The sequence below is a fragment of the Necropsobacter rosorum genome (assembly GCF_964241405.1).
Lineage (GTDB): Bacteria > Pseudomonadota > Gammaproteobacteria > Enterobacterales > Pasteurellaceae > Necropsobacter > Necropsobacter rosorum.
The window spans coordinates 1-25,235 of record NZ_CAXSXF010000007.1 but is presented as its reverse complement, the minus strand read 5'-3'; the positions used below and the strand labels follow the sequence as shown (position 1 = coordinate 25,235).

General features: G+C 48.0%; 12 protein-coding genes. 9 read left to right on the top strand and 3 right to left on the bottom strand.

Going from position 1 to position 25,235, the window contains the following annotated elements; genetic code table 11:
* Positions 1-352 precede the first annotated feature (352 nt).
* From ACESOH_RS11060 to ACESOH_RS11025, 8 genes are all read left to right on the top strand, one after another.
* Entirely contained in the window at positions 353-14,293 is a 13,941-nt protein-coding gene (locus tag ACESOH_RS11060) for a YadA-like family protein (RefSeq protein WP_373101214.1), read from the top strand.
* A 223-nt stretch (positions 14,294-14,516) separates the two neighbouring features.
* Entirely contained in the window at positions 14,517-15,302 is a 786-nt protein-coding gene (gene nudC / locus ACESOH_RS11055; protein WP_373101213.1) for an NAD(+) diphosphatase, read from the top strand.
* 48 nt (positions 15,303-15,350) lie between these two features.
* The gene (hemE, locus tag ACESOH_RS11050; RefSeq protein ID WP_373101212.1) at positions 15,351-16,424 is read left to right on the top strand and encodes a uroporphyrinogen decarboxylase; all 1,074 of its coding nucleotides are present in this window, start codon (positions 15,351-15,353) and stop codon (positions 16,422-16,424) included.
* 6 nt (positions 16,425-16,430) lie between these two features.
* The gene (locus ACESOH_RS11045; protein WP_373101211.1) at positions 16,431-17,021 is read left to right on the top strand and encodes a YjaG family protein; all 591 of its coding nucleotides are present in this window, start codon (positions 16,431-16,433) and stop codon (positions 17,019-17,021) included.
* 160 nt (positions 17,022-17,181) lie between these two features.
* Positions 17,182-17,454, top strand: a complete 273-nt coding sequence (gene hbs / locus ACESOH_RS11040; RefSeq protein WP_032093757.1) for a non-specific DNA-binding protein Hbs — start codon at positions 17,182-17,184, stop codon at positions 17,452-17,454.
* A 144-nt stretch (positions 17,455-17,598) separates the two neighbouring features.
* Positions 17,599-18,381: a DeoR/GlpR family DNA-binding transcription regulator gene (locus tag ACESOH_RS11035; protein WP_373101210.1), complete on the top strand. Its 783-nt coding sequence runs from the start codon at positions 17,599-17,601 to the stop codon at positions 18,379-18,381.
* A gap of 33 nt (positions 18,382-18,414) precedes the next feature.
* Positions 18,415-20,247, top strand: coding sequence for a glutamine--fructose-6-phosphate transaminase (isomerizing) (gene glmS, locus ACESOH_RS11030; protein WP_373101209.1), 1,833 nt, complete (start codon positions 18,415-18,417; stop codon positions 20,245-20,247).
* A 160-nt stretch (positions 20,248-20,407) separates the two neighbouring features.
* Positions 20,408-21,631 (top strand): MFS transporter, encoded by a 1,224-nt coding sequence (locus tag ACESOH_RS11025; protein WP_373101208.1) that lies wholly within the window; start codon positions 20,408-20,410, stop codon positions 21,629-21,631.
* Positions 21,632-21,714: 83 nt separating this feature from the next.
* Here ACESOH_RS11025 and ACESOH_RS11020 read toward each other — a convergent pair whose 3' ends face one another.
* The 3 genes from ACESOH_RS11020 to metN are packed head-to-tail and all read right to left on the bottom strand — an operon-like array spanning position 21,715 to position 24,305.
* On the bottom strand, positions 21,715-22,557 hold the full coding sequence (locus ACESOH_RS11020; protein WP_373101207.1) for a MetQ/NlpA family lipoprotein: 843 nt from the start codon (positions 22,555-22,557) through the stop codon (positions 21,715-21,717).
* Between the two features lie 31 nt (positions 22,558-22,588).
* On the bottom strand, positions 22,589-23,278 hold the full coding sequence (locus ACESOH_RS11015) for a methionine ABC transporter permease (protein ID WP_373101205.1): 690 nt from the start codon (positions 23,276-23,278) through the stop codon (positions 22,589-22,591).
* Positions 23,268-24,305: a methionine ABC transporter ATP-binding protein MetN gene (metN, locus tag ACESOH_RS11010; protein WP_373101203.1), complete on the bottom strand. Its 1,038-nt coding sequence runs from the start codon at positions 24,303-24,305 to the stop codon at positions 23,268-23,270. The genes ACESOH_RS11015 and metN overlap by 11 nt, the downstream gene beginning before the upstream one ends.
* Before the next feature lie 167 nt (positions 24,306-24,472).
* On the opposite strand from metN, the gene gmhB reads away from it, so the two are divergent.
* Positions 24,473-25,030 (top strand): D-glycero-beta-D-manno-heptose 1,7-bisphosphate 7-phosphatase, encoded by a 558-nt coding sequence (gene gmhB / locus ACESOH_RS11005; RefSeq protein ID WP_373101201.1) that lies wholly within the window; start codon positions 24,473-24,475, stop codon positions 25,028-25,030.
* Positions 25,031-25,235 lie beyond the last annotated feature (205 nt).

Sequence of the window (25,235 nt, the reverse complement as noted above, 5' to 3'; positions counted from 1 at the left end):
GGAAAATTATTTACGTTTTTTGTTAAGGAAAGTGGTTATTTATTATAAATCGTTTAAACGGTTTGGATAAATTAACATTAATCAGTAAAGGAATATCTTCGGTATTAATTTTAGGTTAAATCGCCATTTAAGTCGGATTTTTAAATCTGACTTAAATGGCGATTTATTCTCGCGAATTAAGATATTAAAAAAATCGTTCATTGTTTGGTATATGAATTAGTGAATTGCATTGTTTTTATCGAGTGATATTTGTCACGCAGTTAATCTTTTTTTCTCATTTTTATTAACGTACATACCCTTTGAAATAAAGGGAAGCGCTTATTTTGTTTATTGAATTTAAAGGAATGTATTTATGAATAAAGTTTTTAAAGTTATCTGGAATCATACTACGCAAAGTTTTGTTGTGGTCTCCGAATTGGCAAATAATCGCGGTAAAATTAAATCATCCGTTTCTGACGGAGCCAAAAGCCGCCTATCGGTATTCCGCTTCGCCGGTCAATTAAGTGCGGTCGCTTTTTCTTTAATTTCATTCTCATCGAGCGTCAATGCCGCAATATCAATGGATACTATGCGAAATTTGTATCCTTATAATACCGGTACGGCTACCGCTGGCGGTACTAATTCTATTGCGATTGGTGCTAATTCCACAACACGCAATAATGATTCTATTGCTATCGGCACCAATACCTCAACCAGTGGAACGGGGGCGCTTGCATTGGGTTTCAGTGCCGGCGCGTCGGTTAAAGATTCTATTGCCATCGGTAGCCTTGCCAAAACCCAACAGCTGAATGCGATTGCTATGGGCTACAATTCCACCGCAAAAGGCGTGAACTCGACAGCGATCGGCGTGAATGCACTTAGTAACGGGGTGTCCGATATTGCCCTTGGTTTTAATGCCACTGCAACCAGTGATGGCACAAATACCAACGGTGCGACCGCGATCGGTGCCAATGCGACCGCCACCGGCATACAGGCGCTTGCGCTGGGGGCGAATGCCTCTGCCAATGCGCAACAATCTATGGCAATCGGTAATGATGCGTTTACGGCCGAATGGGGCGCAATTGTCATCGGCGGCGATGATTCCAATAACGTTTATACCTTTAATATCAGTTCTTCGCCCGGTTATTTTCGTGACGGGGTAAACGAGAAGTACCGCCAATCGGTTTCAAGCGGCACAGGTTCCGTGGTGGTCGGGGTGCATGCGCAGGCGTTAAGTCAGGGCTCTACCGCAATCGGGATTGGCGCCATGGCGGGGTATGGCAATAGTACGTCGGGGACAACAAATTTATCTTTAATAAATAGCACGAATAATATTGAAGCCACGGCTATCGGTGCTATGGCATCGGCACTGACAAACCGGACAACCGCGGTCGGCTATAATACGACGGCGTTGGGTGCCAATTCAACGGTGGTCGGTGCAAGATCCAGTGCAAAGGGTGATGATTCTTTGGCGCTGGGTTCCGTTTCGGTCGCAAACGGGTCTTATTCTTTAGCCGCCGGTTATAATGTGACATCGGGCAATGTTAAAGATATCGCTATCGGGACTAACGTGGTGGCGCAAGGCGGCAATAATGACGCCAATACGGAAGTGCCTGCGATTGCAATTGGTTACAACACGAATGTTACCGGCGATGAGTCTGTCGCGATCGGGGTGAAAAATACCATATCAGGCACGGATCAAAATAATAAAGTCGCCAGCGGCGTGAATATTCTCGGTCATAATAATAATGTTGCCAATGCCAGCGGGGTTGCGATCATCGGGAATAACAATAACGTTGCCGGTGCGGCTAAAACCCATGATGTCTTTGTGTTAGGCAATAATGTGACTACAACGACGGCCGATTCCGTTTTTCTGGGCAGCGGCAGTGCTTATGTTGCCGAAACGTCCACTACCAAAGGGATTAATAAATCCTACACCTCCGACAGCTCCGTCATCAGCGGGCAAACACTTAACTTTGCCGGCGGTGAGATGGTTGCCGGCGTTGTCAGTGTCGGCAGTGCGAGTGCCACCCGTCGTGTGCAGAATGTTGCGCCGGGCTTAATTTCTGCAACCAGTACGGATGCCATTAACGGCAGCCAGCTTTATAGTGTCGCCAGCCTTTTGAATACGAAAATTGACAATGTATCCGCAAATAGCGGCGTACATTATTTCAGCGTTAACAGCACTGGTGGAAATAACTATAACAATGACGGCGCAAAATCGGCGGATTCCATTGCCATCGGTAAAAACAGCACGATTGCAAGTGTGGCGAATTCAGGTATTGCACTGGGCAATAATTCTACAATTACCGACTCTGCCAAAGCTAATAATACTGCGATCGGCGATTCGTCCACGATTCAGGGCGGACAAGACAGTCTGGCGGTAGGACGGGGTGCCACGATCGGAAATAGCGTTACCAGCAGTGCGATTGCCATCGGTAACGCCAGTAAAGTGGAGGCCGCACAAGGCGGTATTGCGATCGGTAATGGTTCTGCCGTAGGCACATCCGCCAATAACGGCGCGATTGCTATCGGGCAACAGTCAAATGTTACCGGAATCAGCTCGATCGCGTTAGGTAATAATGCCAGTGTGACCGGAGCGCAGCAAGGTTCAATCGCTATTGGTAATAACACCAATGTTACCAGCACCGGACAAAGTACCGTGGCGGTCGGTTCGGATAGCCGGGTGTCTGTCGGCAATGCGGTTGCCGTGGGGGATAATATTACGGTTAACGGACAATATTCCGTGGCGTTGGGTTCGTTAAGTAATGTGACTGACAACGCGGTGAGCGCCGTTGCAATCGGACACGGCAGTAATGTGTCTAAAAATTATGGTATTGCGATTGGTAACGGCAGTACCGTTTCCGGTGACGGTCTCAACGGTACGGCGTTAGGGGCTAATGCGTCGGTGACGGTGCAAAATGGTGTGGCGCTCGGCAGCGGAAGTGTCGCGGATCGAAATTCTTGGGATGCCGCCGGCTATTCACCTTATATTCCGGCCACGGCGGATGAAGCACAAAAAGCAGCAATTAATAATACTAAAGCATCCCGCGGTGCGGTCAGTGTCGGTTCGTCGGAGATAAAACGGCAGATTATTAATGTGGCGGCCGGCTCGGCGGATAGCGATGCGGTTAACGTTGCGCAATTGAAAGCGGCGGTTTCCGATGCGTCAGCTGCCGCCGCATGGAACATTCAGGAGAATGCTGTGCAAAAAGAGGTGGTGCGTTCCGGCGATAATGTGAATTTCGCCAACGGTACGGGCACCACGGCGAATGTTTCCGTCGATTCTACCGGCAGTACTGCAACAGTAACCTATTCCGTGAATCAATCTGATCTCGCTGTCGCCACCGACGGCACAGTAAGTGCGGTGAAAAACGGCGATACTTTTGCGACCGCACAACAAGTGGCAAAAGCAATTAATGATTCTGAGAAAACCACCACCGTGACCGGCAGCGATAAAGTCAATGTCACCGGTACGGTTAACGGCAAGGTGACGGATTACGTAGTTAGCCTCACCGAAAGTGCCAACAATTCCTTAGCCAAGGCGGATACGGCGTTGCAGTCCTGGACGGCGCAAGTTGACGGACAAACGGCGAAAACTGTTGATCAGATGAATAATACATTAAATTTCATTGACGGTAAGAACATTAATATTACGGCTGAAACGAACGGCGATATTAAAGTATCGACTACCGATAATGTCACGTTTACCACAGCGAATGTCACCACGCTTAATGCGGGCGGTAACCTGTTAAACGCAACCGGTTTGACTGTCGGCGGTGTAAAAATCACACCGACAGGTATTAACGCCGGCGATCAGAAGATCAGCAATGTATCTAACGGCACGTTGGATACCGATGCGGTGAATTTAAGCCAGCTGAATGCAACCAATGCTAATGTGGCGAATAATTCGGCGAATATTACTAATAACGCTAATGCGATTAAAACACTAAATGATGGGCTGAATACGACAAATGCTACGGTGGCAAATAACACGGTAAATATCACCAATAACACCAATGCGATCAACACTGTGAAAAATGACTTAAATGCGACTAATACGAACGTGAGCAATAATACTCAGAATATTAGTAAAAATGCGGACAATATCGCAAAAGGCATTAAATTCGGTAACGGTACCACTAATCATACTTATGCTTTGGGTAGTGAATTAACCGTTGCCGGTGACAGCAATATTATTAGTACCACAACAGAAAATGGCGTGAGTTTATCGTTAGCGAAAAATATTACTGTAGATAGTGTGACTGCCGGTGGTAATGTATTTAATACGACGGGATTAACTGTCGGTGATGTCACAATTACATCTGACGGTATTGATGCCGGTAATCAGAAGATCACTAATGTGGCCAACGGCATGTCGGATAATGATGCGGTGAATTTAAGCCAGTTGAATGCAACTAATGCTAATGTGGCGAATAATACCCAGAATATCACCAATAATACCAATGCGATTAATACTGTGAAAAATGACTTAACTGCGACCAATGTCAACGTGACAAATAATACGCAGAATATTGCGCAAAATGCACAGAATATTGCAAAAGGCATTAACTTCGGTAATGGCACGGAAGCTAAACAATACCAGTTGGGCGATACATTAAATGTCACGGCAGGCAATAACAATATCGTCAGTGAAACCATTAACGGTGGTGTGAAGTTAAGTTTAGCGGATAATATTAGTGTAGGTAGCGTGACTGCGGGCGGTAATGTCTTAAACGAAACAGGTTTGAGCGTCGGTGATGTTAAAGTTGCGACAACAGGTATTGATGCCGGCAATCAGAAGATCGCGAATGTAGCTAACGGTACGTCAGATACCGATGCGGTGAATGTAAGTCAGCTGAATGCAACCAATGCTAATGTGGCGAATAATGCACAGAATATCACCAATAATACCAATGCGATCAATACCGTGAAAAACGAGTTAAATGCAACTAATACGAACGTGAGCAATAATGCTCAGAATATTAGTAAAAATGCAGAAAATATCGCAAAAGGGATTAAATTCGGTAACGGAACCACTAACCATACTTATGCTTTGGGTAGTGAATTAGCCGTTGCTGGTGACAGCAATATTATTAGTACCACAACAGAAAATGGCGTGAGTTTATCGTTAGCGAAAAATATTACCGTAGATAGTGTGGCTGCCGGCGGTAATGTATTTAACACAACAGGTTTAACGGTTGGTGATGTCAGCATCACTGCTAGTGGCATTGATGCAGGTAATAAAACAATTACTAATGTAGCCAACGGCACGTCGGATAATGATGCGGTGAATGTAAGTCAGCTGAATGCAACTAATGCTAATGTGGCGAATAATGCACAGAATATCACCAATAATACCAATACGATTAATACCGTAAAAGACGGTTTGAATGCTACAAACGTGACTGTGGCAAACAATACACAAAATATCACGAATAATACAAACGCGATTCAAACCTTAAATGACGGGTTGAACACAACCAATGCGAGTGTTGCGACCAATACGCAGAATATTGCAAAAGGAATTCGATTTGGTAACGGCACAGAATCAAGACAATACCAGTTGGGCGATACATTAAATGTCACGGCAGGCAATAACAATATCGTTAGTGAAACCATTGACGGTGGTGTACAGTTAAGTTTGGCGGATAATATTAGTGTAAGTAGCGTGACTGCGGGCGGTAATGTTTTAAACGAAACCGGTTTGAGCGTCGGTGATGTTAAAGTCTTGACAACAGGTATTGATGCTGGCAATCACAAGATCACCAATGTGTCTAATGGTACGTCAGATAATGACGCGGTGAATTTAAGTCAGTTAAATGCCACTAATCAAACTATCACTAATTTAACTACACAAGTTAGTGGCGGTTTTGGTTTGCAGGCTCAGGATGGGTTAAATGTCACAAAATCGTTAGGTGAAAAAGTCGAGGTTGTGGGTGGTAATGATAACCTGAATACCGCAGTGACTGATGGCAAGATCGCAATTAATTTAAATAATACGTTAAATTTAAGTGATGCCGGTTCAATAACCATTGGCGATTCGCTGCTGAATCATAGTGGATTGGTTATTCACAATGGTCCGAGTATAACGACAAGCGGGATTGATGCCGGGAATCAGAAGATCACCAATGTGTCTAACGGTACGTCAGATAATGATGCGGTGAATGTAAGTCAGCTGAATGCAACTAATGCTAATGTGACAAATAATACGCAGAATATTGCGCAGAATGCACAGAGTATCAGCAAAAACGCAGAAGATATCGCAAAAGGGATTAAATTCGGTAATGGTACGACCAATAATACCTATGCTTTAGGCAGTGAATTGGCGGTTGTCGGCGATAGTAATATTGTCAGTGCCACAACAGAGAAGGGCGTCGGTTTATCGTTAGCGAAAAATATTACCGTAGATAGCGTGGCTGCCGGCGGTAATGTCTTAAACGGAACCGGTTTGACCGTCGGTGATGTTAAAGTTGCGACAACAGGTATTGATGCGGGGAATAAAACGATCACCAATCTTGCCAATGGCACAAATCCGAATGATGCGGCAACGATAGCACAGCTGACGGCGTCAAAAATTGCATTAAATGCGGGTAATAATACCCATATTACGTCGGAAGTAGCGGCAAACGGCACAACGACTTACACGGTAGATGCCAATGCGGCGACAGTGGTTAATGCCTCGGAGGCAATAACTATCACGGCAACGGAAAAAGCCAATAATGTAACCGAATATGCGGTTGATTTATCGTCGGCAACGAAAGCGGATATCACAAAAGGTGTGGAGGCGAAAAGTGCGGTCGATAAAGGAATTAAATTCGGTAATGGTACGACCAATAATACTTATGCTTTAGGCGATGAGTTAGCCGTTGCCGGTGACAGCAATATTATTAGTACCACAACAAAAAATGGTGTCAGTTTATCATTAGCGAAAAACATTACCGTAGATAGTGTGACTACTGGCGATAATGTCTTAAACGAAACCGGTTTGACCGTTGGTGATGTTAAAGTTGCAGCAACAGGTATTGATGCCGGCAGTCACAAGATCACCAATGTGTCTAATGGTACGTCAGATACCGATGCGGTGAATTTAAGCCAGCTGAATGCAACTAATGCAAATGTGGCGAATAATTCGGCAAATATCACCAATAATACCAATGCGATCAATACTGTGAGAAATGACTTAAATGCGACCAATGTCAATGTGACAAATAATACGCAGAATATTACGCAAAATACGCAAAATATTAGCAAAAACGCAGAAAATATCGCTAAAGGCATTAACTTCGGTAATGGTACGGAAGCTAAACAATACCAGTTGGGCGATACATTAAATGTTACGGCAGGAAACGACAATATTGTCAGTAAAACCATTGATGGTGGTGTGCAGTTAAGTCTAGCGGATAATATTAGTGTAGGTAGCGTGACTGCGGGCGGTAATGTCTTAAACGAAACAGGTTTGAGCGTCGGTGATGTTAAAGTTGCGACAACAGGTATTGATGCCGGCAATCAGAAGATCGCGAATGTAGCTAACGGTACGTCAGATAATGATGCAGTGAATTTAAGCCAGCTGAATGCAACTAATGCTAATGTGGCGAATAATACCCAGAATATCACCAGTAATACCAATGCGATTAATACCGTAAAAGACGGTTTGAATGCTACAAACGTGACTGTGGCAAACAATACGCAAAATATCACGAATAATACAAACGCGATTCAAACCTTAAATGACGGGTTGAACACAACCAATGCGAGTGTTGCGACCAATACGCAGAATATTACGCAAAATACGCAAAATATTAGCAAAAACGCAGAAGATATCGCAAAAGGGATCAAATTCGGTAACGGTACGACCAATAATACCTATGCTTTAGGCAGTGAATTGGCGGTTGTCGGCGATAGTAATATTGTCAGTGCCACAACAGAGAAGGGCGTCGGTTTATCGTTAGCGAAAAATATTACCGTAGATAGCGTGGCTGCCGGCGGTAATGTCTTAAACGGAACCGGTTTGACCGTCGGTGATGTTAAAGTTGCGACAACAGGTATTGATGCGGGGAATAAAACGATCACCAATCTTGCCAATGGCACAAATCCGAATGATGCGGCAACGATAGCACAGCTGACGGCGTCAAAAATTGCATTAAATGCGGGTAATAATACCCATATTACGTCGGAAGTAGCGGCAAACGGCACAACGACTTACACGGTAGATGCCAATGCGGCGACAGTGGTTAATGCCTCGGAGGCAATAACTATCACGGCAACGGAAAAAGCCAATAATATGACCGAATATGCGGTTGATTTATCGTCGGCAACGAAAGCGGATATCACAAAAGGTGTGGATGCGAAAAGTGCGGTCGATAAAGGAATTAAATTTGGTAATGGTACGACCAATAATACTTATGCTTTAGGCGATGAGTTAGCCGTTGCCGGTGACAATAATATTATTAGTACCACAACAAAAAATGGTGTCAGTTTATCATTAGCGAAAAACATTACCGTAGATAGTGTGACTACTGGCGATAATGTCTTAAACGAAACCGGTTTGACCGTCGGTGATGTTAAAGTTGCCGCAACAGGTATTGATGCCGGCAATCAGAAGATCACCAATGTGTCTAACGGTACTTCAGATAATGATGCGGTGAATTTAAGTCAGCTGAATGCCACTAATGCAAATGTGGCGAATAATTCGGCAAATATCACCAATAATGCCAATGCGATTAATACCGTAAAAGACGGTCTAAACGCGACAAACGCGACTGTGGCAAACAATACACAAAATATCACGAATAATACAAACGCGATTCAAACCTTAAATGACGGGTTGAATACAACCAACTCAAATGTTGCGACCAATACGCAGAATATTGCGCAAAATACGCAAAATATTAGCAAAAACGCGGAAAATATCGCAAAAGGGATTAAATTCGGTAACGGTACGACAGCTAAACAATACCAGTTGGGCGATACATTAAATGTGACGGCAGGCAATAACAATATCGTCAGTGAAACCATTAACGGTGGTGTGCAGTTAAGTCTGGCGGATAATATTAGTGTAAGTAGTGTGATTGCGGGCGGTAATGTTTTAAACGGAACCGGTTTGACCGTCGGTGATATCAAGGTTACTGCGGATGGTATTAATGCCGGTGATAAGAAAATCACCAATGTCGCAGCCGGTGAAGTATCGGCAAGCTCAACAGACGCGGTAAACGGTAGCCAGTTACATCAAACTAACCAGAATGTGACCAACTTAAATACGGAAGTGGCTAAAGGCTGGATGCTTACTACATCGGGCAATACCACCGGTAAATCCGAGTCAAAAGTGGGCATGGGTGCTGTCGTGACGCTTGATGGCGGTAGCAATATTAATCTTACCCAAACGGGTAATACGATAAGTATCGCAACTACGGCAAACCCGACCTTTACCACCGTAACGACCGGAGATGCGACGTTAAGCGATAACGGCTTAACTATTGCAAACGGCCCGAGTATCACAAAGAGCGGTATAAATGCCGGAAATAAAGTGATCACAAATGTCGCACCGGGGGTAAACGGCACTGATGCGGTGAATAAAGATCAGCTGGACGCCGTAAATGCCACGGCTGCAGCGGGCTGGAATTTAACGGTAAACAGTACCGACAGCTCTAAGGTTGCGCCGAATGCCACCGTGGATTTGGCGAATAACGACGGCAATATTGTTATCAGTAAAAAAGATAATAATGTGCTCTTCGGGCTGAATGACGCATTAACTATCGGCGGCAAAGCCGGTCAGGACGGTAAAATCGGTCTGGATGGTGCGAACGGTACTATCGGTTTAACCGGTTTGCCGGGTAGTGACGGTACAAGCGCGTCGGCGAATATTACGGTGCAAAACGGTAAGCCGGACATTAGCGGCAAAGACGGCGAAAACCTGACCCGTATCGTTTATACCGACAAAAACGGCAATCCGCATCAGGTCGCAACTTTGGAAGACGGCCTGAAGTTTGCCGGTAATCAGGGTGACACGATAGCGAAACAGTTAGGTGAGACCTTGGAGGTTGTGGGGGCGTTAGCAAACAGCGCGGCGGCTTCAGCGCAAAATATTCGTATCGATAGTGAAGGCGGTAAGTTAGTGGTTAAAATCGCGGAGAACCCGACCTTTACCACTGTGACGACCGGCGATTCGGTATTAAGCGATAGCGGCTTAAGCATTCATAACGGTCCGAGTGTCACGAAAGACGGTATTAACGTTAATAATAAACAAATTACCAATCTGGACAGCGGGCTGAAAGACGGCGATAACAACAAAGTGGCATTGGCTAATGCCAGCGGCGATATGCTGAATAACGGTGTGAATGTTGGCGATCTGAAAGATGCGGTCAGTGATATTACTTCAGCGGACGGTAACGGCGGCTTCGGTCTGACCGACGATAACGGCAACGCAGTCAAACAAGATTTGGGTAAAACTATCCAGATTAAAGGTAAAGATGGCGTAACGGTAACCGCCGATGTTGCGAATAAGGCGCTGGAAGTGGCGTTAGCCGGTGAAGTATCCGTAAGCGGTAAGGACGGCAAAGACGGCGCTATCGGCGTGAAAGGGGCGGACGGTAAAGACGGTGTGAATATCTCCGGTAATGGCACTGTGATTGCCGGTCGTGACGGCGCGGACGGCGTTGATGGTCTGATCGGTGCGCGCGGTAAAGACGGCGCCAGCGTGGTGTTGAACGGTAAAGACGGTTCGATCGGCTTAACCGGTCCGAAAGGTGCGGACGGTAGTGACGGTGCCTCAGCGAATATTAGCGTGGTAAACGGTGCGAAAGGTCTGGACGGCAATGACGGCGCGAACGGCGAAAGCAAAACCCGTATTGTGTACGAAAAACCGAACGGTGAGAAAGAAACCGTTGCGACCTTAAACGACGGTCTGAACTTTACCGGTAATAATGAGGTGGTTAATGCTCACAAACTGAATACGAAAGTAAAAGTATTGGGTGAGGGAGTGGATAAAGCTGCGTCGGAAAACTTTACTAGTGCAGCGGGTAATATCAATGTACAGGCTAACGGCTCGGATACTTTAACCGTTCAGCTGGCGAAAAATCTTAATCTGACTGCAACAGGTTCGGTGACTATCGGCGATTCCGTACTGACTAATAACGGCTTAATCATTACAAACGGCCCGAGTATCACAAAGAGCGGTATAAATGCCGGAAATAAAGTGATCACAAACGTCGCACCGGGGGTAAACGGCACCGATGCGGTGAATAAAGATCAGCTGGACGCCGTAAATGCCACGGCTGCGGCGGGTTGGAATTTAACGGTAAACAGTACTGACAGCTCTCAGGTTGCGCCGAATGCCACCGTGGATTTAGCGAATAATGACGGCAATATTGTGATCACGAAAGAAAACAATAATGTGACCTTTGCGTTAAATGAAAACCTGACTATCGGCGGTAAGAACGGCAAGGACGGGACTATCGGCGTGAACGGTAAAGACGGTAAGGACGGTGTGGTGATTAACGGCAACGGTTCAATTGCTATCAACGGCCGCGACGGTGCGGACGGTCAACCGGGCGCCAATGCGACGTTAACCGTTATTGACGGTAAACCGGGGATTAACGGCAAATCCGGCGAAAACCTGACCCGTATCGTTTATACCGACAAAGACGGCAATCCGCATCAGGTCGCAACCTTAGAAGACGGCTTGAAGTTTGCCGGTAATCAGGGTGAGGTTATTGCGAAACAGCTGGGACAAACGCTAAAAGTTGCCGGTACGCTGGCAAATGAGGTACTTGCCTCTTCAGCGAATGTGCGTGTCGATAGTGAAAACGGTGAACTGGTGGTTAAAATTGCGGAAAATCCGACTTTTAACTCGGTGATTACCGGGAGTTCGACCTTAAATGACAATGGATTGGTTATCAATGGCGGCCCGAGTATCACGAAGAGCGGTATTAATGGCGCCGGAAAACAGATAAGCCAGATTGACAGCGGATTAAAAACCTCCGACGGCAGTAAGGTGAAATTAACCGAAGCGAGCGGCGATGTGCTGAATAATGCGGTGAATGTCGGCGATCTGAAAGACTCGGTCAGCAACCTCACTTCGGCGCAGAGCGGAGGCGGATTCGGTCTGAGCGACGATAACGGCAACGCAATCAAACAGGATTTGGGTAACACTATCCAGATTAAAGGCAAAGACGGTGTGGCGGTAACCGCAAATGCCGCGACCAAAGCCTTGGAAGTCGGTTTGGCCGGTGATGTGCTCGTGCAGGGCAAAGATGGTAAAGACGGTACTATCGGGGTGAAAGGTGCCGACGGTAAAGACGGCACCACCATCACCAAAGACGCGCTGGTGTTTAACGGCGTGGACGGCAAAGACGGTAAAGACGGCCAAGTCAGCGTCAAAGTTGAAAACGGCGCGAAAGGTCTGGACGGCAATGACGGCGCAAACGGCGAAAGTAAAACCCGTATTGTGTATGAGAAAGCCGACGGCAGCAAAGAACAAGTGGCGACGTTAAACGACGGTCTGAATTTCACCGGTAACAATGAAGTGGTTAATACACATAAACTGAACAGTAAAGTGAAAATTGTCGGTGAAGGTGTAGATAAAGCCGCGTCGGAAAACTTTACCGGTGCGGCAGGAAATATCAATGTAAAAGCAGACGGGGCGGATACCTTAACCGTTCAGCTGGCAAAAGATATTAACCTGACGAAAGACGGTTCCGTCACGGTCGGCGATACCGTAGTGAATAACAACGGCCTAACCATTACCGGCGGCCCGAGTGTGACGAAAGACGGCATTAATGTTGCGGGTAAACAAATTACCGGCCTGGACAGCGGTCTGAAAGACGACAGCGGTAATAAAGTGACATTAACCGATGCGACGGGCGATATGCTGAATAACGGCGTGAATGTCGGCGATCTGAAAGACGCGGTGAGCAATATCACATCCGCCGAGGGCAACGGCGGTTTCGGTCTGAGTGACGATAACGGCAACGAAGTGAAGCAGGACTTGGGCAAAACCATCCGGATCAAAGGTAAGGACGGGGTAACCGTAACCGCCAACGGTACGGATAAAGCCTTGGAAGTCGGTTTGGCCGGCGAGGTATCGGTGAACGGTAAAGACGGCAAAGCCGGCGCTATCGGGGTGAAAGGTGCGGACGGCAAAGACGGCGTGAGCATCTCCGGTAACGGCAGCGTGATTGCCGGTCGTGACGGCGCGGACGGCGTTGACGGCGTGATCGGTGCAACAGGCAAAGACGGTGCAAGCGTGGTGCTGAACGGTAAGGACGGTTCCATCGGCTTAACCGGCGCGCCGGGTGCGGACGGTAAAAACGGTGCGTCGGCGACGATTCAGGTACAAAACGGCACAACCATGCTGGACGGCTCATCAACGACGCGTATCGTTTATACCGACGGAAGCAGTGTGACGCGCGAGGTCGCATCCATGGATGACGGGCTGAAATTTGCCGGTAATAATGGCGTGATGAATGCGCATAAGCTGAATTCGCAGGTGAACATTGTCGGCGAAGGCGTGGATAAACAGGCCTCCGATAACTTTAATGCCGCCGCCGGCAATATCAACGTAAAAGCGAACGGTTCCGATACCTTAAGCGTTCAGTTGGCGAAAGATGTGAACCTGACAAAAGCGGGATCCGTGACGATCGGTGATACCAAGGTCAACAACGAGGGGCTGACCGTACAGGGCGGGCCGAGCGTGACCAAAGCAGGCATTGATGCCGGAAACACCACCGTTTCCAATGTGAAAGAAGGGGTTAACGATAATGATGCCGTCACGGTGAAACAGCTGAAAGCCAATAAAACGAAAGTGGTGGCCGGTAATAACGTGAAGGTGACGACCACGGACGGAGCGAACGGCTCAGCGTATAAGGTCAGCGTCGAAGGTGATCTGAACAATATCCGTTCGATCGCCCATGGCGGCACCAAAATCGGTCTGGAGACCGACGCACAGGGTCGAGCGAACGTGAACGTCAACAACGCCACCATTACCAATGTGGCGCCGGGGGTAAATCCGGGCGATGCGGTAAATAAATCGCAGCTTGATCATGCGGTTAATCATCTCGGCAGCCATATTAATAAAGTGGATAAAGACTTACGCGGCGGTGTTGCGGGGGCGTTAGCTTCGGCGGGCTTGTATCACGCCACGTTGCCGGGTCGTTCCATGGTGTCTGCCGGTGCCGGGGCTTATCGCGGCGAAAGCGCCGTGGCGGTCGGTTATTCCCGCTTATCGGATAACGGTAAAATGGGCGTGAAGTTCAGTGTGAATACCAACTCGCGCGGCGATACCGGCGCGGCGGCAAGTATCGGCTATCAGTGGTAGCCTGAGCAGGCAATTCGGCCGTTGCCTGATTTCGGTACGCCGCAACGGACGGATTTTATTTATTCGCTAAAATGCCGGAATCACTTTATAATAACCGCACTTTCCGCGCAGAAAAGTGCGGTTATTTTTTGACTTATTTTCGCGATGAGGCAGTCGTTGCGCGATGACGAATGTTGTCGGGGCGATGCGCGCTGCATAATATCGTTTATTTTAAGGTGGCATAATGAAACCGATACAACCTGATGACAGCGGATTCTGGTTATTAACCCGCGGTTCGACACTGCATTTGCATGGGCATAAACTGCCTCACGGCAAAGCGTCGGAATTTGCGTTGCAGGGACGAAACGGCATGGTTATCGGTGCGCTGGAGCAGCAGCCGTTGTGGCTGGTGGAAGAAAGGGAGGATGATCCGCAGGAATATGTGTCGCTGCGCGATCAGCTTTATTTACCGGAACGCACTTTTAATCTGCTGGGACGTGGTGCGGAACTGAATCATTTTTTCCAGACCCATAAATTCTGCGGCAAATGCGGCGCCGAGACCCGGATTACGCAAGACGAATGGGCGGTGCAATGTGTCAATCCGCAATGCGGATACCGCACTTATCCGGTGATTTGCCCGTCCATTATTGTGGCGGTGCGACGAGGAAAGGAAATTTTGCTGGCCAATCATCAGCGGCATCGGGGCGGCATGTACACGACGCTGGCGGGATTTGTGGAAGTCGGCGAAACCTTTGAACAGACCGTGCATCGGGAAGTGTTTGAAGAAACCGGCATCAAGGTGAAAAACGTGCGTTATTTCGGCAGCCAGCCCTGGGCGTTTCCCAATTCACAAATGGTCGGCTTTTTAGCCGATTACGCAAGCGGCGATATCCGTTTACAGGAAGCCGAATTGTACGATGCGCAATGGTTCCGTTATGATCAGGCGCTGCCGCCGTTACCGCCGGAAGGCACGATTGCATTAAGGCTGATTCGTGCCACACTGGATATTTGTAAACACGCTGCGGATTGATTCGTTACTCTCCGCACTTAGCATTCATTGATATCACAAGAACATACTATGACAATACTGAAAAATGATCGTTATTTGAGAGCATTATTGCGTCAACCCGTGGATATGACGCCGGTCTGGATGATGCGTCAGGCCGGGCGTTATCTGCCGGAATACCGTGCCACCCGGGCTCAGGCGGGAGATTTTATGGCGCTGTGCCGTCATGCCGATTTGGCCTGTGAAGTTACGCTACAGCCTTTACGTCGCTATGCACTTGATGCTGCGATTTTGTTTTCCGATATTTTGACCATACCCGATGCCATGGGATTGGGGCTGAGCTTCGGCGCCGGGGAAGGGCCGAAATTCGCCCGTCCGATTGACTCCCGCCATGCGGTGGATAATCTGCCGATTCCCGACCCGGAGCAGGAACTACAGTATGTGATGAACGCCGTGCGTACCATTCGCCGCGAACTGAACGGCGAGGTGCCGCTGATCGGCTTTTCCGGCAGTCCTTGGACATTAGCGACTTATATGGTGGAAGGCGGCAGCAGTAAAACCTTCGGCACCATCAAAAAAATGTTGTATTGTGAACCGCACTTATTACACCGTTTATTGGATAAAGTGGCGCAGGCGGTAACCCTGTATCTGAATGCGCAGATTAAGGCCGGCGCGCAGGCGCTGATGATTTTCGACACTTGGGGCGGCGTGCTGGCACACCGTGAATACAAGGATTTTTCACTGCAATATATGCACCGAATTGTGGATAATCTGCTGCGTGAATATGACGGGCGCAAAGTGCCGGTCACGTTATTTACCAAGGGCGGCGGTTTATGGCTGGAGGCGATTGCCGAGACGGGCTGTGATGCCGTGGGACTGGATTGGACGGTCAATCTGGCCGAGGCCAGAGCGCGCATCGGGCATAAAGTGGCCTTGCAGGGAAATCTGGATCCTTGCGTGCTGTATGCCCCGCCGGCCCGGATTGAAGATGAAGTAAAACGCATTCTGGCTGATTTTGGTGACGGCAGCGGTCATGTCTTTAATCTGGGACACGGCATTCATCAGGATGTGCCGGTATTAAGTCCGCAGGTGTTGGTTGATGCGGTGCATCGCTATTCTCAACCTTATCATCATAAAGTGCGGTAGAAATTTATGCGAAATCCGATACATAAACGATTAGAAAAATTCGACAGCTGGCAGCATATCACCTTTATGGCCTGTTTGTGCGAGCGGATGTACCCCAATTTTCAGCTGTTTTGTCAGATGACCGACCAGCCGGCGCATGCCCGCGTCTATCAGGCGATTTTAAATCTGGTATGGGAACATTTGACCGTGAAAGGGGCTAAAATCAACTTTGAAAATCAGCTGGAAAAGCTGGCGCCGATTATTCCCGATGTTAACGATTATGATTTTTACGGCGTTGTGCCCGCACTGGATGCCTGCGAAGGATTGGCCGAGCTGTTGCACGGCATTATTGCCGGCGCGACGCTGACGCAGGCGGTAAAGCTCAGTCTGCTGTCGCTGCAAACCGTTATCGGCGTGCTGGAAACCCGAACCGAGCGCGAATTTTCCGAGCCGGAATTAAAAAAACAGCCGGAAATTGAAGCGGAACTGGATGTGCAATGGCAGATTTACCGCGCGCTGAATGACTGCGAGGAACGCGATGTGACGTTGATTTTAACCCTGAAAAATGAGCTGCGGACGGCGGGGATCTCCAATATCGGTATAGAAATTGAGCGATAATGTGACTTGTATTGCAATTTTTATATATATTGCTTTGCATTACACAAAACTTAGATTATGCTTTACCCTGCTGTGATTACAGTGGTTCTGGCTGTCAGGACATTAGGAGTTTAACCTGACGCTATTGAAAAAATTGAATAGAAATAGAAGGTACTAATTTATGAACAAAACGGATTTAATTGATGCTATTGCAAATGCAGCAGAATTAAACAAAAAACAAGCTAAAGCGGCATTAGAAGCTACATTAGACGCTATCGCGGGTAGCTTAAAAGCAGGTGAGCCTGTACAATTAATCGGCTTTGGTACATTCAAAGTAAATGAACGCAAAGCGCGTACAGGTCGTAATCCGCAAACTGGTGCCGAAATCCAAATCGCTGCGTCCAAAGTACCGGCTTTCGTTGCTGGTAAAGCATTAAAAGATTCTGTTAAATAATTATATTTACGTTTTCTTAATAAAACCCTGCGCTGATGCAGGGTTTTTTATTGGCATAAAATTAGCCGCGGCGACAAAAATCGGTTTACAGCGGGTAAAAATTTCTATAGTATTTCGAACCGAAACTTATTCTGAGGATCTTTAATGAAACGAAACTTTCAGCAACGCAATTCGCAGCAGCGCCGGCATATGATTATGCAGCTTTTGCAGGAACAGGGCGAAGTCAGTGTTGAACGTCTGGTGCAGTTGTTCGACACCTCGGAAGTCACTATTCGTAAGGATCTGACCGCACTGGAAAATAACGGCTTTCTGCTGCGTCGTTACGGCGGAGCGATTCTGATGCCGAACGAACTGATTGATGAACCGCAGGAAGAAGTGCTTTCGAAACGAAAGTTGTCTATTGCCAAAGCGGCGGCGGAACGTATCCGCGATCATAATCGGATTATTGTGGACAGCGGCAGCACCACGGCGGCGCTGATTAAACAACTGAATAAAAAACAGGGGCTGGTGGTGATGACCAACTCCTTGTCGGTGGCGACGGAATTGCGGGCGCTGGAAAATGAACCGACTCTGCTGATGACCGGCGGAACCTGGGATACGCGTTCCGAATCGTTTCAGGGCAAAGTGGCGGAGCAGGTGTTGCGTTCCTATAATTTCGACCAGTTATTTATCGGTGCGGACGGTATCGATCTGGAAAGAGGAACGACCACCTTTAATGAGCTGGTGGGATTAAGTCAGGTGATGGCGGCGGTTTCCCGCGAAGTGATTGTGATGGTGGAATCCCATAAAATCGGCAGAAAAATGCCGAATCTGGAATTAACCTGGCAGCAGATCGATATTTTGATTACCGATGATTTGCTGAGCAATGCAAGCAAACAGGCGATCGAGACGCACGGCACGGAAGTGATCCGTGTAAGTGCGGTATAAAATTAACTTTTTTTAATCAATGAAGGAAAAATTATGTGTGGTATTGTCGGTGCGGTAGCACAACGCGATGTGGCTGAAATCTTAATCAACGGATTACACCGGTTAGAATACCGGGGCTATGATTCGGCGGGATTAGCGGTAGTGAACGAACAACACGAATTACAGCGCGTACGTTGTTTGGGCAAAGTCAACGCGCTGGATGAAGCGGTGGAAAAACATCCTTTAAGCGGCGGTACGGGCATTGCGCACACCCGCTGGGCGACACACGGCGAACCGTCGGAAGCCAATGCGCATCCCCATGTATCCGGCACCTTTGCCGTGGTACATAACGGCATTATCGAAAATCATGAAGAATTGCGCGCCGAATTAACCGCACGCGGTTATGAATTTTTGTCACAGACCGATACGGAAGTGATCGCCCATTTGGTGAACTGGGAAATGCGAACCGCCGAAAGCCTGCTGGAAGCGGTGCGAAAAGTGGTTGCCCAGTTAAGCGGAGCTTACGGCATGGTGGTGATGAACAGCGAGGATCCGAGCCGCTTGATTGCCGCCCGTTCCGGCAGCCCGTTGGTTATTGGATTCGGTATCGGGGAAAACTTTCTGGCCTCCGACCAATTGGCATTATTAAGCGTTACCCGTCGTTTTATCTTTCTGGAAGAAGGGGATATTGCGGAAGTGACCCGCCGTGCCGTGCAGGTTTATGATGCCGACGGTAATCAAGTCGAACGTGAAGTGCATGAATCCAATCTGGAAAACGATGCGGCGGAAAAAGGCAAATTCCGCCACTTTATGCAGAAAGAAATTTTCGAACAACCGACCGCACTTATCAATACGATGGAAGGGCGCATCAGACATGATAACGTGATTGTGGAAAGTATCGGCAACGGGGCGAAAGACATTTTGCAAAACGTACAGCATGTGCAAATCGTGGCTTGCGGCACCTCTTATAACGCCGGTATGACGGCGCGTTATTGGTTTGAGGCGTTGGCGGGCGTGAGTTGCGATGTGGAAATTGCGTCCGAGTTCCGTTACCGCAAATTCGTCACCCGCCCGAACAGTTTGCTGCTGACTCTGTCGCAATCCGGCGAAACGGCTGATACTCTGGCGGCGCTGCGTCTGGCTAAAGAAAAAGGCTATATGGCGGCGATGACTATCTGTAATGTCGCCGGTTCCTCGCTGGTACGCGAATCGGATCTGGCTTTTATGACCCGCGCCGGCGTAGAAATCGGTGTGGCGTCCACCAAAGCCTTTACGACTCAGCTGGCGGCGATGTTAATGTTAGTTACGGCCATCGGAAAATTAAACGGGCGGATTTCTGCCGAAAAAGAGCGGGAAATCATTAAAGCGTTGCAATCCGTACCGGCCGAAATTGAAAAAGCGCTGGTTTTCGATCAGGATATTGAAAAACTGGCGGAAGATTTCGCCGAGAAAAGTCACGCGCTATTTTTAGGTCGCGGTGAGTATTATCCGATTGCTATGGAGGCGGCGCTGAAGCTAAAAGAAATTTCGTATATTCATGCGGAAGCCTATGCCGCCGGCGAACTGAAACACGGCCCGCTGGCACTGATTGATGCGGATATGCCGGTAATCGTGGTGGCGCCGACCAATGATTTACTGGAAAAAGTGAAATCCAATATTGAGGAAGTGCGCGCCCGCGGTGGCCAGCTGTATGTGTTTGCCGACCGTGAAGCCGGATTTAGCGCCGCGCCGGGGATGAAGATTATTACTATGCCGACCGTTAATGAAATCATCGCACCGATTTTCTATACCGTGCCGATGCAATTACTGGCCTATCATGTAGCGTTAATCAAAGGTACCGATGTGGATCAGCCGCGTAATCTGGCAAAGGCGGTAACGGTAGAATAAGCAAGCGGTTTTAGGTTTGCCTTCGCACAACCCCGTTCGTTATACGGGGTTGTTTTTTATTGCCTAACAAGCGGAAATCCCCTAAACTACGCCACGATTTTTTAATCATCTCCTCTCATTTAACTTTAAACGCTACCTGTGAGTAGCAAAAGGGTTCTCTATGACAGACAAAGTAAATCATTATGGCTGGAAAGCCTTAATCGGTTCCGCCGTCGGCTATGCCATGGACGGGTTTGATCTTCTGATTCTCGGTTTTATGCTGACTGCGATTTCCTCCGATCTGGCGTTATCGCCTGCGCAGGCCGGCTCATTAGTCACTTGGACGTTAATCGGCGCAGTGGCGGGCGGCATTCTTTTCGGCGCTTTGAGTGATCGTTACGGACGGGTGCGGGTATTAACCTGGACGATCGTCTTATTTGCGCTTTTCACCGGCTTATGCGCCTTGGCGCAAGGCTACTGGGATCTGCTGATTTACCGCACGATCGCCGGTGTCGGTCTGGGCGGCGAATTCGGCATCGGCATGGCGCTGGCGGCGGAAGCCTGGCCGGCACGCCATCGCGCGAAAGCGGCGTCTTATGTGGCGCTGGGCTGGCAAATCGGGGTTTTGGCCGCTGCTTTGCTTACGCCGCTGTTGCTGCCTTATATCGGTTGGCGCGGCATGTTTGTAGTCGGTATTTTCCCGGCTTTTGTAGCGTGGTTTTTGCGTGCCAGATTGCATGAACCGGCGGTTTTTGTGCAAAAACAGACCGCACTTCAAACCGAGATGCATAAAGCGTCTAAGCTGGAAGCGTTTAAACTGTTGGTGAAAGACAAATCCACCGCCCAAATCAGCGCCGGCATTGTGGTTCTGACTTCGGTGCAGAATTTCGGTTATTACGGCATTATGATCTGGATGCCGAATTTTCTGTCCAAACAGCTGGGATTCAGTTTAACCAAATCCGGCCTCTGGACGGCGGTGACCGTATGCGGCATGATGGCCGGCATCTGGATCTTCGGCCGTTTGGCGGACAGATTCGGGCGCAAACCGAGTTTTATTTTATTTCAGCTCGGCGCGGTCATCAGCATTCTGACTTATTCACAACTGACTGAGCCGAGCGCCATGCTGATTGCCGGTGCGTTTTTAGGTATGTTTGTGAACGGTATGATGGGCGGTTATGGCGCATTAATGGCGGAAGCCTATCCGACACAGGCTCGGGCGACGGCACAGAATGTGTTGTTTAATTTAGGCCGTGCGGTCGGCGGGTTCGGGCCGGTAGTGGTGGGCGCAATCGTGTCCGCTTATTCTTTCTCGATTGCCATTGCGTTTCTCGCGTTGATTTATGTCATTGATATGATCGCCACTCTTGTGCTGATTCCGGAATTAAAAGGCAAAGCGCTGGATTAAGCCGAAAAAAACGATAAAAAAATCCCCGCAGCGGCATTCAGACCGTTTTCTGCGGGGAGGTATCCGTCAAAGTGCGGTCGAAATTACCAGCCTTTTACCACACCGTCTTTAAAGAATTTTACCGCTTCCTGATAAACTTCTTCGGTCTGATAGGCTTTTACGAAGTCCTGAACCGCTTTGCTGTCTTTGTTGTCTTCACGGGCGACGATAATGTTCACATATGGGGAATCTTTATCTTCGACGAATACACCGTGTTCGGTGGTGTTTAACCCCACTTGGGAAGCATATGTGTTGTTCACCACGGCCAAATCAACGTCATCCAGCGCGCGGGCCGCAACGGCGGTATCGACCGGTTGAATCTGTAGATGCTTCGGATTTTCCACAATATCTAACGGTGTGGCCGCTAAATTGTTGCTGTCTTTCAGTTTAATCAAACCCTGTTTTTCCAATAAAATCAAGGCGCGGCCCTGGTTGCTCGGATCATTCGGCACGGCGATTTTCGCACCGTCTTGTAATTCATCGACTTTTTTAATCGTTTTTGAATAACCGGCCAGCGGATAAACAAAGGTGTTGCCGACAATCACTAAGTTGTTCAGATTATTGGCTTTTACGTCTGAATCCAGATAAGGTTTGTGCTGCATCGCATTGATATCCAGATCGCCTTTGCTGACCGCCGGGTTAGGCAGCGCGTAATCGTTGAATTCCACGAATTCCACATCCAGATTGTATTTTTCTTTTGCGATTTTCGCGGCGATTTCTGCAACCTGATGCTCAGGGCCGGACATCACGCCGACTTTAATTTTCTGTGCCGCTTCCTGTTTCGCTGGTTCAGCCGCTGCGGTTTGCGGTTTTTTCTCGTCTTTGCATGCCGTCAGGGCAAAAACCGATGCCAAGGTTGCGATACCTAATACTTTTTTTAAGTTCATTGTAAAAGTCCTCTAAATAAAGGTGAATAAATTAACGATGATCACAGCGATCAGCGAGTTTGTTACCATATCTTTCGCAGAGCATGACGATCAATACGATGATAATTGTCGAAACCCACAACACATAGCTCATGTTGCGATGCAGACCGTAAGAAATGGCGGTGTTTCCTAATCCGCCGCCGCCTACGGCGCCGGCCATGGCGGAGTAACCGATAAGCGTGACGAGGGTTAAGGTCATGGCCTTAATTAACATCGGCAGCGCTTCCGGCAAATAAAACCGGGTGACCATTTGCCATACGCTGGTACCCATGGCTTTGGCGGTTTCGGTGAGCCCGCTTGGCACATCGCCCAGCGCATTAATGGTTAAGCGGGCGTAAAAAGGCAATGCGGCGACACTTAACGGAATGATGGCCGCGGTGGTCCCCAGCGTGGTACCGACCAGAAAACGGGTAACCGGCATTAAGTCGAATAATAAAATAATAAACGGAATGGAACGCCCGACATTGATAATCGCCTCCAAAATACGGTTCAATCTTCGGTTTTCCAGCGATTGCCCCGCCTGTGTCAGGAAGGTGATAATGCCCAACGGTAATCCCAGCGCCACGGCGAAGAAGGTGGCGAGTAAGCTCATATATACCGTTTCAAACGAACTCATCGCGATTAATTGCCAGACCTGCGGGGTTAATTGGCGTGAAAATTCGGTGCTAAATTCAGTCCACATAGCCTAAAACCTCCACGCGTACATTATTTTCCATAAGATAAATTTTGGTTTGTGTAATCGCATCTTCATTGCCCGCCACTTCCGCAATGGTAAAGCCGAATTTGACGCCGCCGGCATAGTCAATCTGCGAGGTTAAGATGCTAAGCTCCACGCCGAACCGTTTTGATGCCTGTGACAGCAGCGGCGCATCGACGGAGCGTCCGGTAAATTCAAATTTAATAATCGGATAAGATTTTGCATGCTTCGGCGTTGGTGACAGATTTTCCAGATATTCGTCCGGCAGGCTGATGTGAAAGGTGGAACGAATAAATTCCTGCGCCAGTTCCGTTTTCGGATTGGAAAAAATATCGCTGACCGAACCTTGTTCGATCAATTTGCCGTTATCAATCACCGCAACTTGATCGCAGATGCGTTTTACCACATCCATTTCATGCGTAATTAAAAGAATGGTAATGCCTAAAGTGCGGTTGATTTCTTTTAATAATTTTAAAATAGCCTGCGTGGTGGCCGGATCCAGCGCGCTGGTCGCTTCATCGCACAGCAGCACTTTCGGATCGCAGGCCAGCGCACGCGCGATGGCGACTCGCTGCTTTTGGCCGCCGGATAAATTTGCCGGATAAACCTCTTTTTTGTCGGTCAGCCCGACTAAAGCCAGTAACTCATTGACTTTCCGGTTGATGGTTTCTTTCGGGGTATTTTCTAATTCCAGCGGTAAGGCGATATTGCCGAATACGGTACGCGAACTCAGCAGGTTAAAATGCTGAAAAATCATGCCGATGTTACGTCGTTCCCGAATCAGTTGGTGTTCAGTCAGAGCGGTGAGTTCTTTGCCGTCCACCGTCACCGAACCGAAAGTCGGTTTTTCTAATAAATTCACGCAGCGGATAAGGGTGCTTTTCCCGGCGCCGGATGCGCCGATAACGCCGCAAATCTGACCGGCCGGTACCTCCAGGGTGACATTATCAAGTGCGGTCAGTTTTTTCCCCGTAACATTGAAAATTTTACTGATATTTTTTAGCTTAATCATATAAGCCCTTTTAGTTTATTTGCTTAAATTTAAGTTTAACGGGTATTCTAGACGTCTAGATTGCCGTGTCAATATTTATTGCGCGGATTTTTATAATGTTCGGCTATTAGTTAGAAGAAAATTGAGTCATAATGCAACGAATTGATTATTACTCAAAAGGATAGAACGTGAATAAAGCCATTTTTCTGGATCGGGACGGAACGCTGAACGTCGATTATGGTTATGTGTACGAGATCGATCGGTTTAAATTTATCGAAGGGAGTATTGAGGCGCTTAAACAACTGAAAGATATGGGGTATTTGCTGGTTGTCGTCACCAATCAATCGGGGATTGCGCGCGGTTATTTTTCCGAGCAGGAATTTTTGCAGTTAACCGAATGGATGGATTGGTCGCTGGCGGATCGCGGCGTTGATTTAGACGGCATTTACTATTGTCCTCATCATCCTGACGGGCAGGGCGACTATAAACAGGATTGTGATTGCCGTAAACCCAAAGCCGGCATGCTGCTGCAGGCGATCCGTGAGTTAAAGATCGATCCTGCCCGCTCGCTGATGGTTGGCGATAAATTGGAAGATTTGCAGGCAGGCAAAAGTGCGGGCGTAAAATGCAGCGTTTTGGTCAAAACCGGCAAGGCGCTGACCGAACCGGCCGTGCAGGAGGCGGATTATATATTGGATTCCGTGGCGGATTTACCGGCACTACTTCATCAGTTAAAAAACGTTTAAAAAAACAACCGCACTTTTGGCTTTTTTGTTCGACTGATGAAAAGATCGTCTTTCGATCGCGATTTTAAAATTTTTTGCAAAAAGGTGTTGCAAAGCCGGCTGAAATCCCTATAATACGCCACACACAGCGACGCGACGTTGTAAATAATATGAATTTTGACTCGCGTCGTTCTTTTTTGCTCTTTAACAATTTATCAGACAATCT

What these genes read in the sequence shown, in the direction of transcription:
- ACESOH_RS11060 (WP_373101214.1), top strand. Translation starts at nt 353, where the DNA reads ATGAATAAAGTTTTTAAAGTTATCTGGAATCATACTACGCAAAGTTTT.
- nudC (WP_373101213.1), top strand. Translation starts at nt 14,517, where the DNA reads ATGAAACCGATACAACCTGATGACAGCGGATTCTGGTTATTAACCCGC.
- hemE (WP_373101212.1), top strand. Translation starts at nt 15,351, where the DNA reads ATGACAATACTGAAAAATGATCGTTATTTGAGAGCATTATTGCGTCAA.
- ACESOH_RS11045 (WP_373101211.1), top strand. Translation starts at nt 16,431, where the DNA reads ATGCGAAATCCGATACATAAACGATTAGAAAAATTCGACAGCTGGCAG.
- hbs (WP_032093757.1), top strand. Translation starts at nt 17,182, where the DNA reads ATGAACAAAACGGATTTAATTGATGCTATTGCAAATGCAGCAGAATTA.
- ACESOH_RS11035 (WP_373101210.1), top strand. Translation starts at nt 17,599, where the DNA reads ATGAAACGAAACTTTCAGCAACGCAATTCGCAGCAGCGCCGGCATATG.
- glmS (WP_373101209.1), top strand. Translation starts at nt 18,415, where the DNA reads ATGTGTGGTATTGTCGGTGCGGTAGCACAACGCGATGTGGCTGAAATC.
- ACESOH_RS11025 (WP_373101208.1), top strand. Translation starts at nt 20,408, where the DNA reads ATGACAGACAAAGTAAATCATTATGGCTGGAAAGCCTTAATCGGTTCC.
- ACESOH_RS11020 (WP_373101207.1), bottom strand. Translation starts at nt 22,557, where the DNA reads ATGAACTTAAAAAAAGTATTAGGTATCGCAACCTTGGCATCGGTTTTT.
- ACESOH_RS11015 (WP_373101205.1), bottom strand. Translation starts at nt 23,278, where the DNA reads ATGTGGACTGAATTTAGCACCGAATTTTCACGCCAATTAACCCCGCAG.
- metN (WP_373101203.1), bottom strand. Translation starts at nt 24,305, where the DNA reads ATGATTAAGCTAAAAAATATCAGTAAAATTTTCAATGTTACGGGGAAA.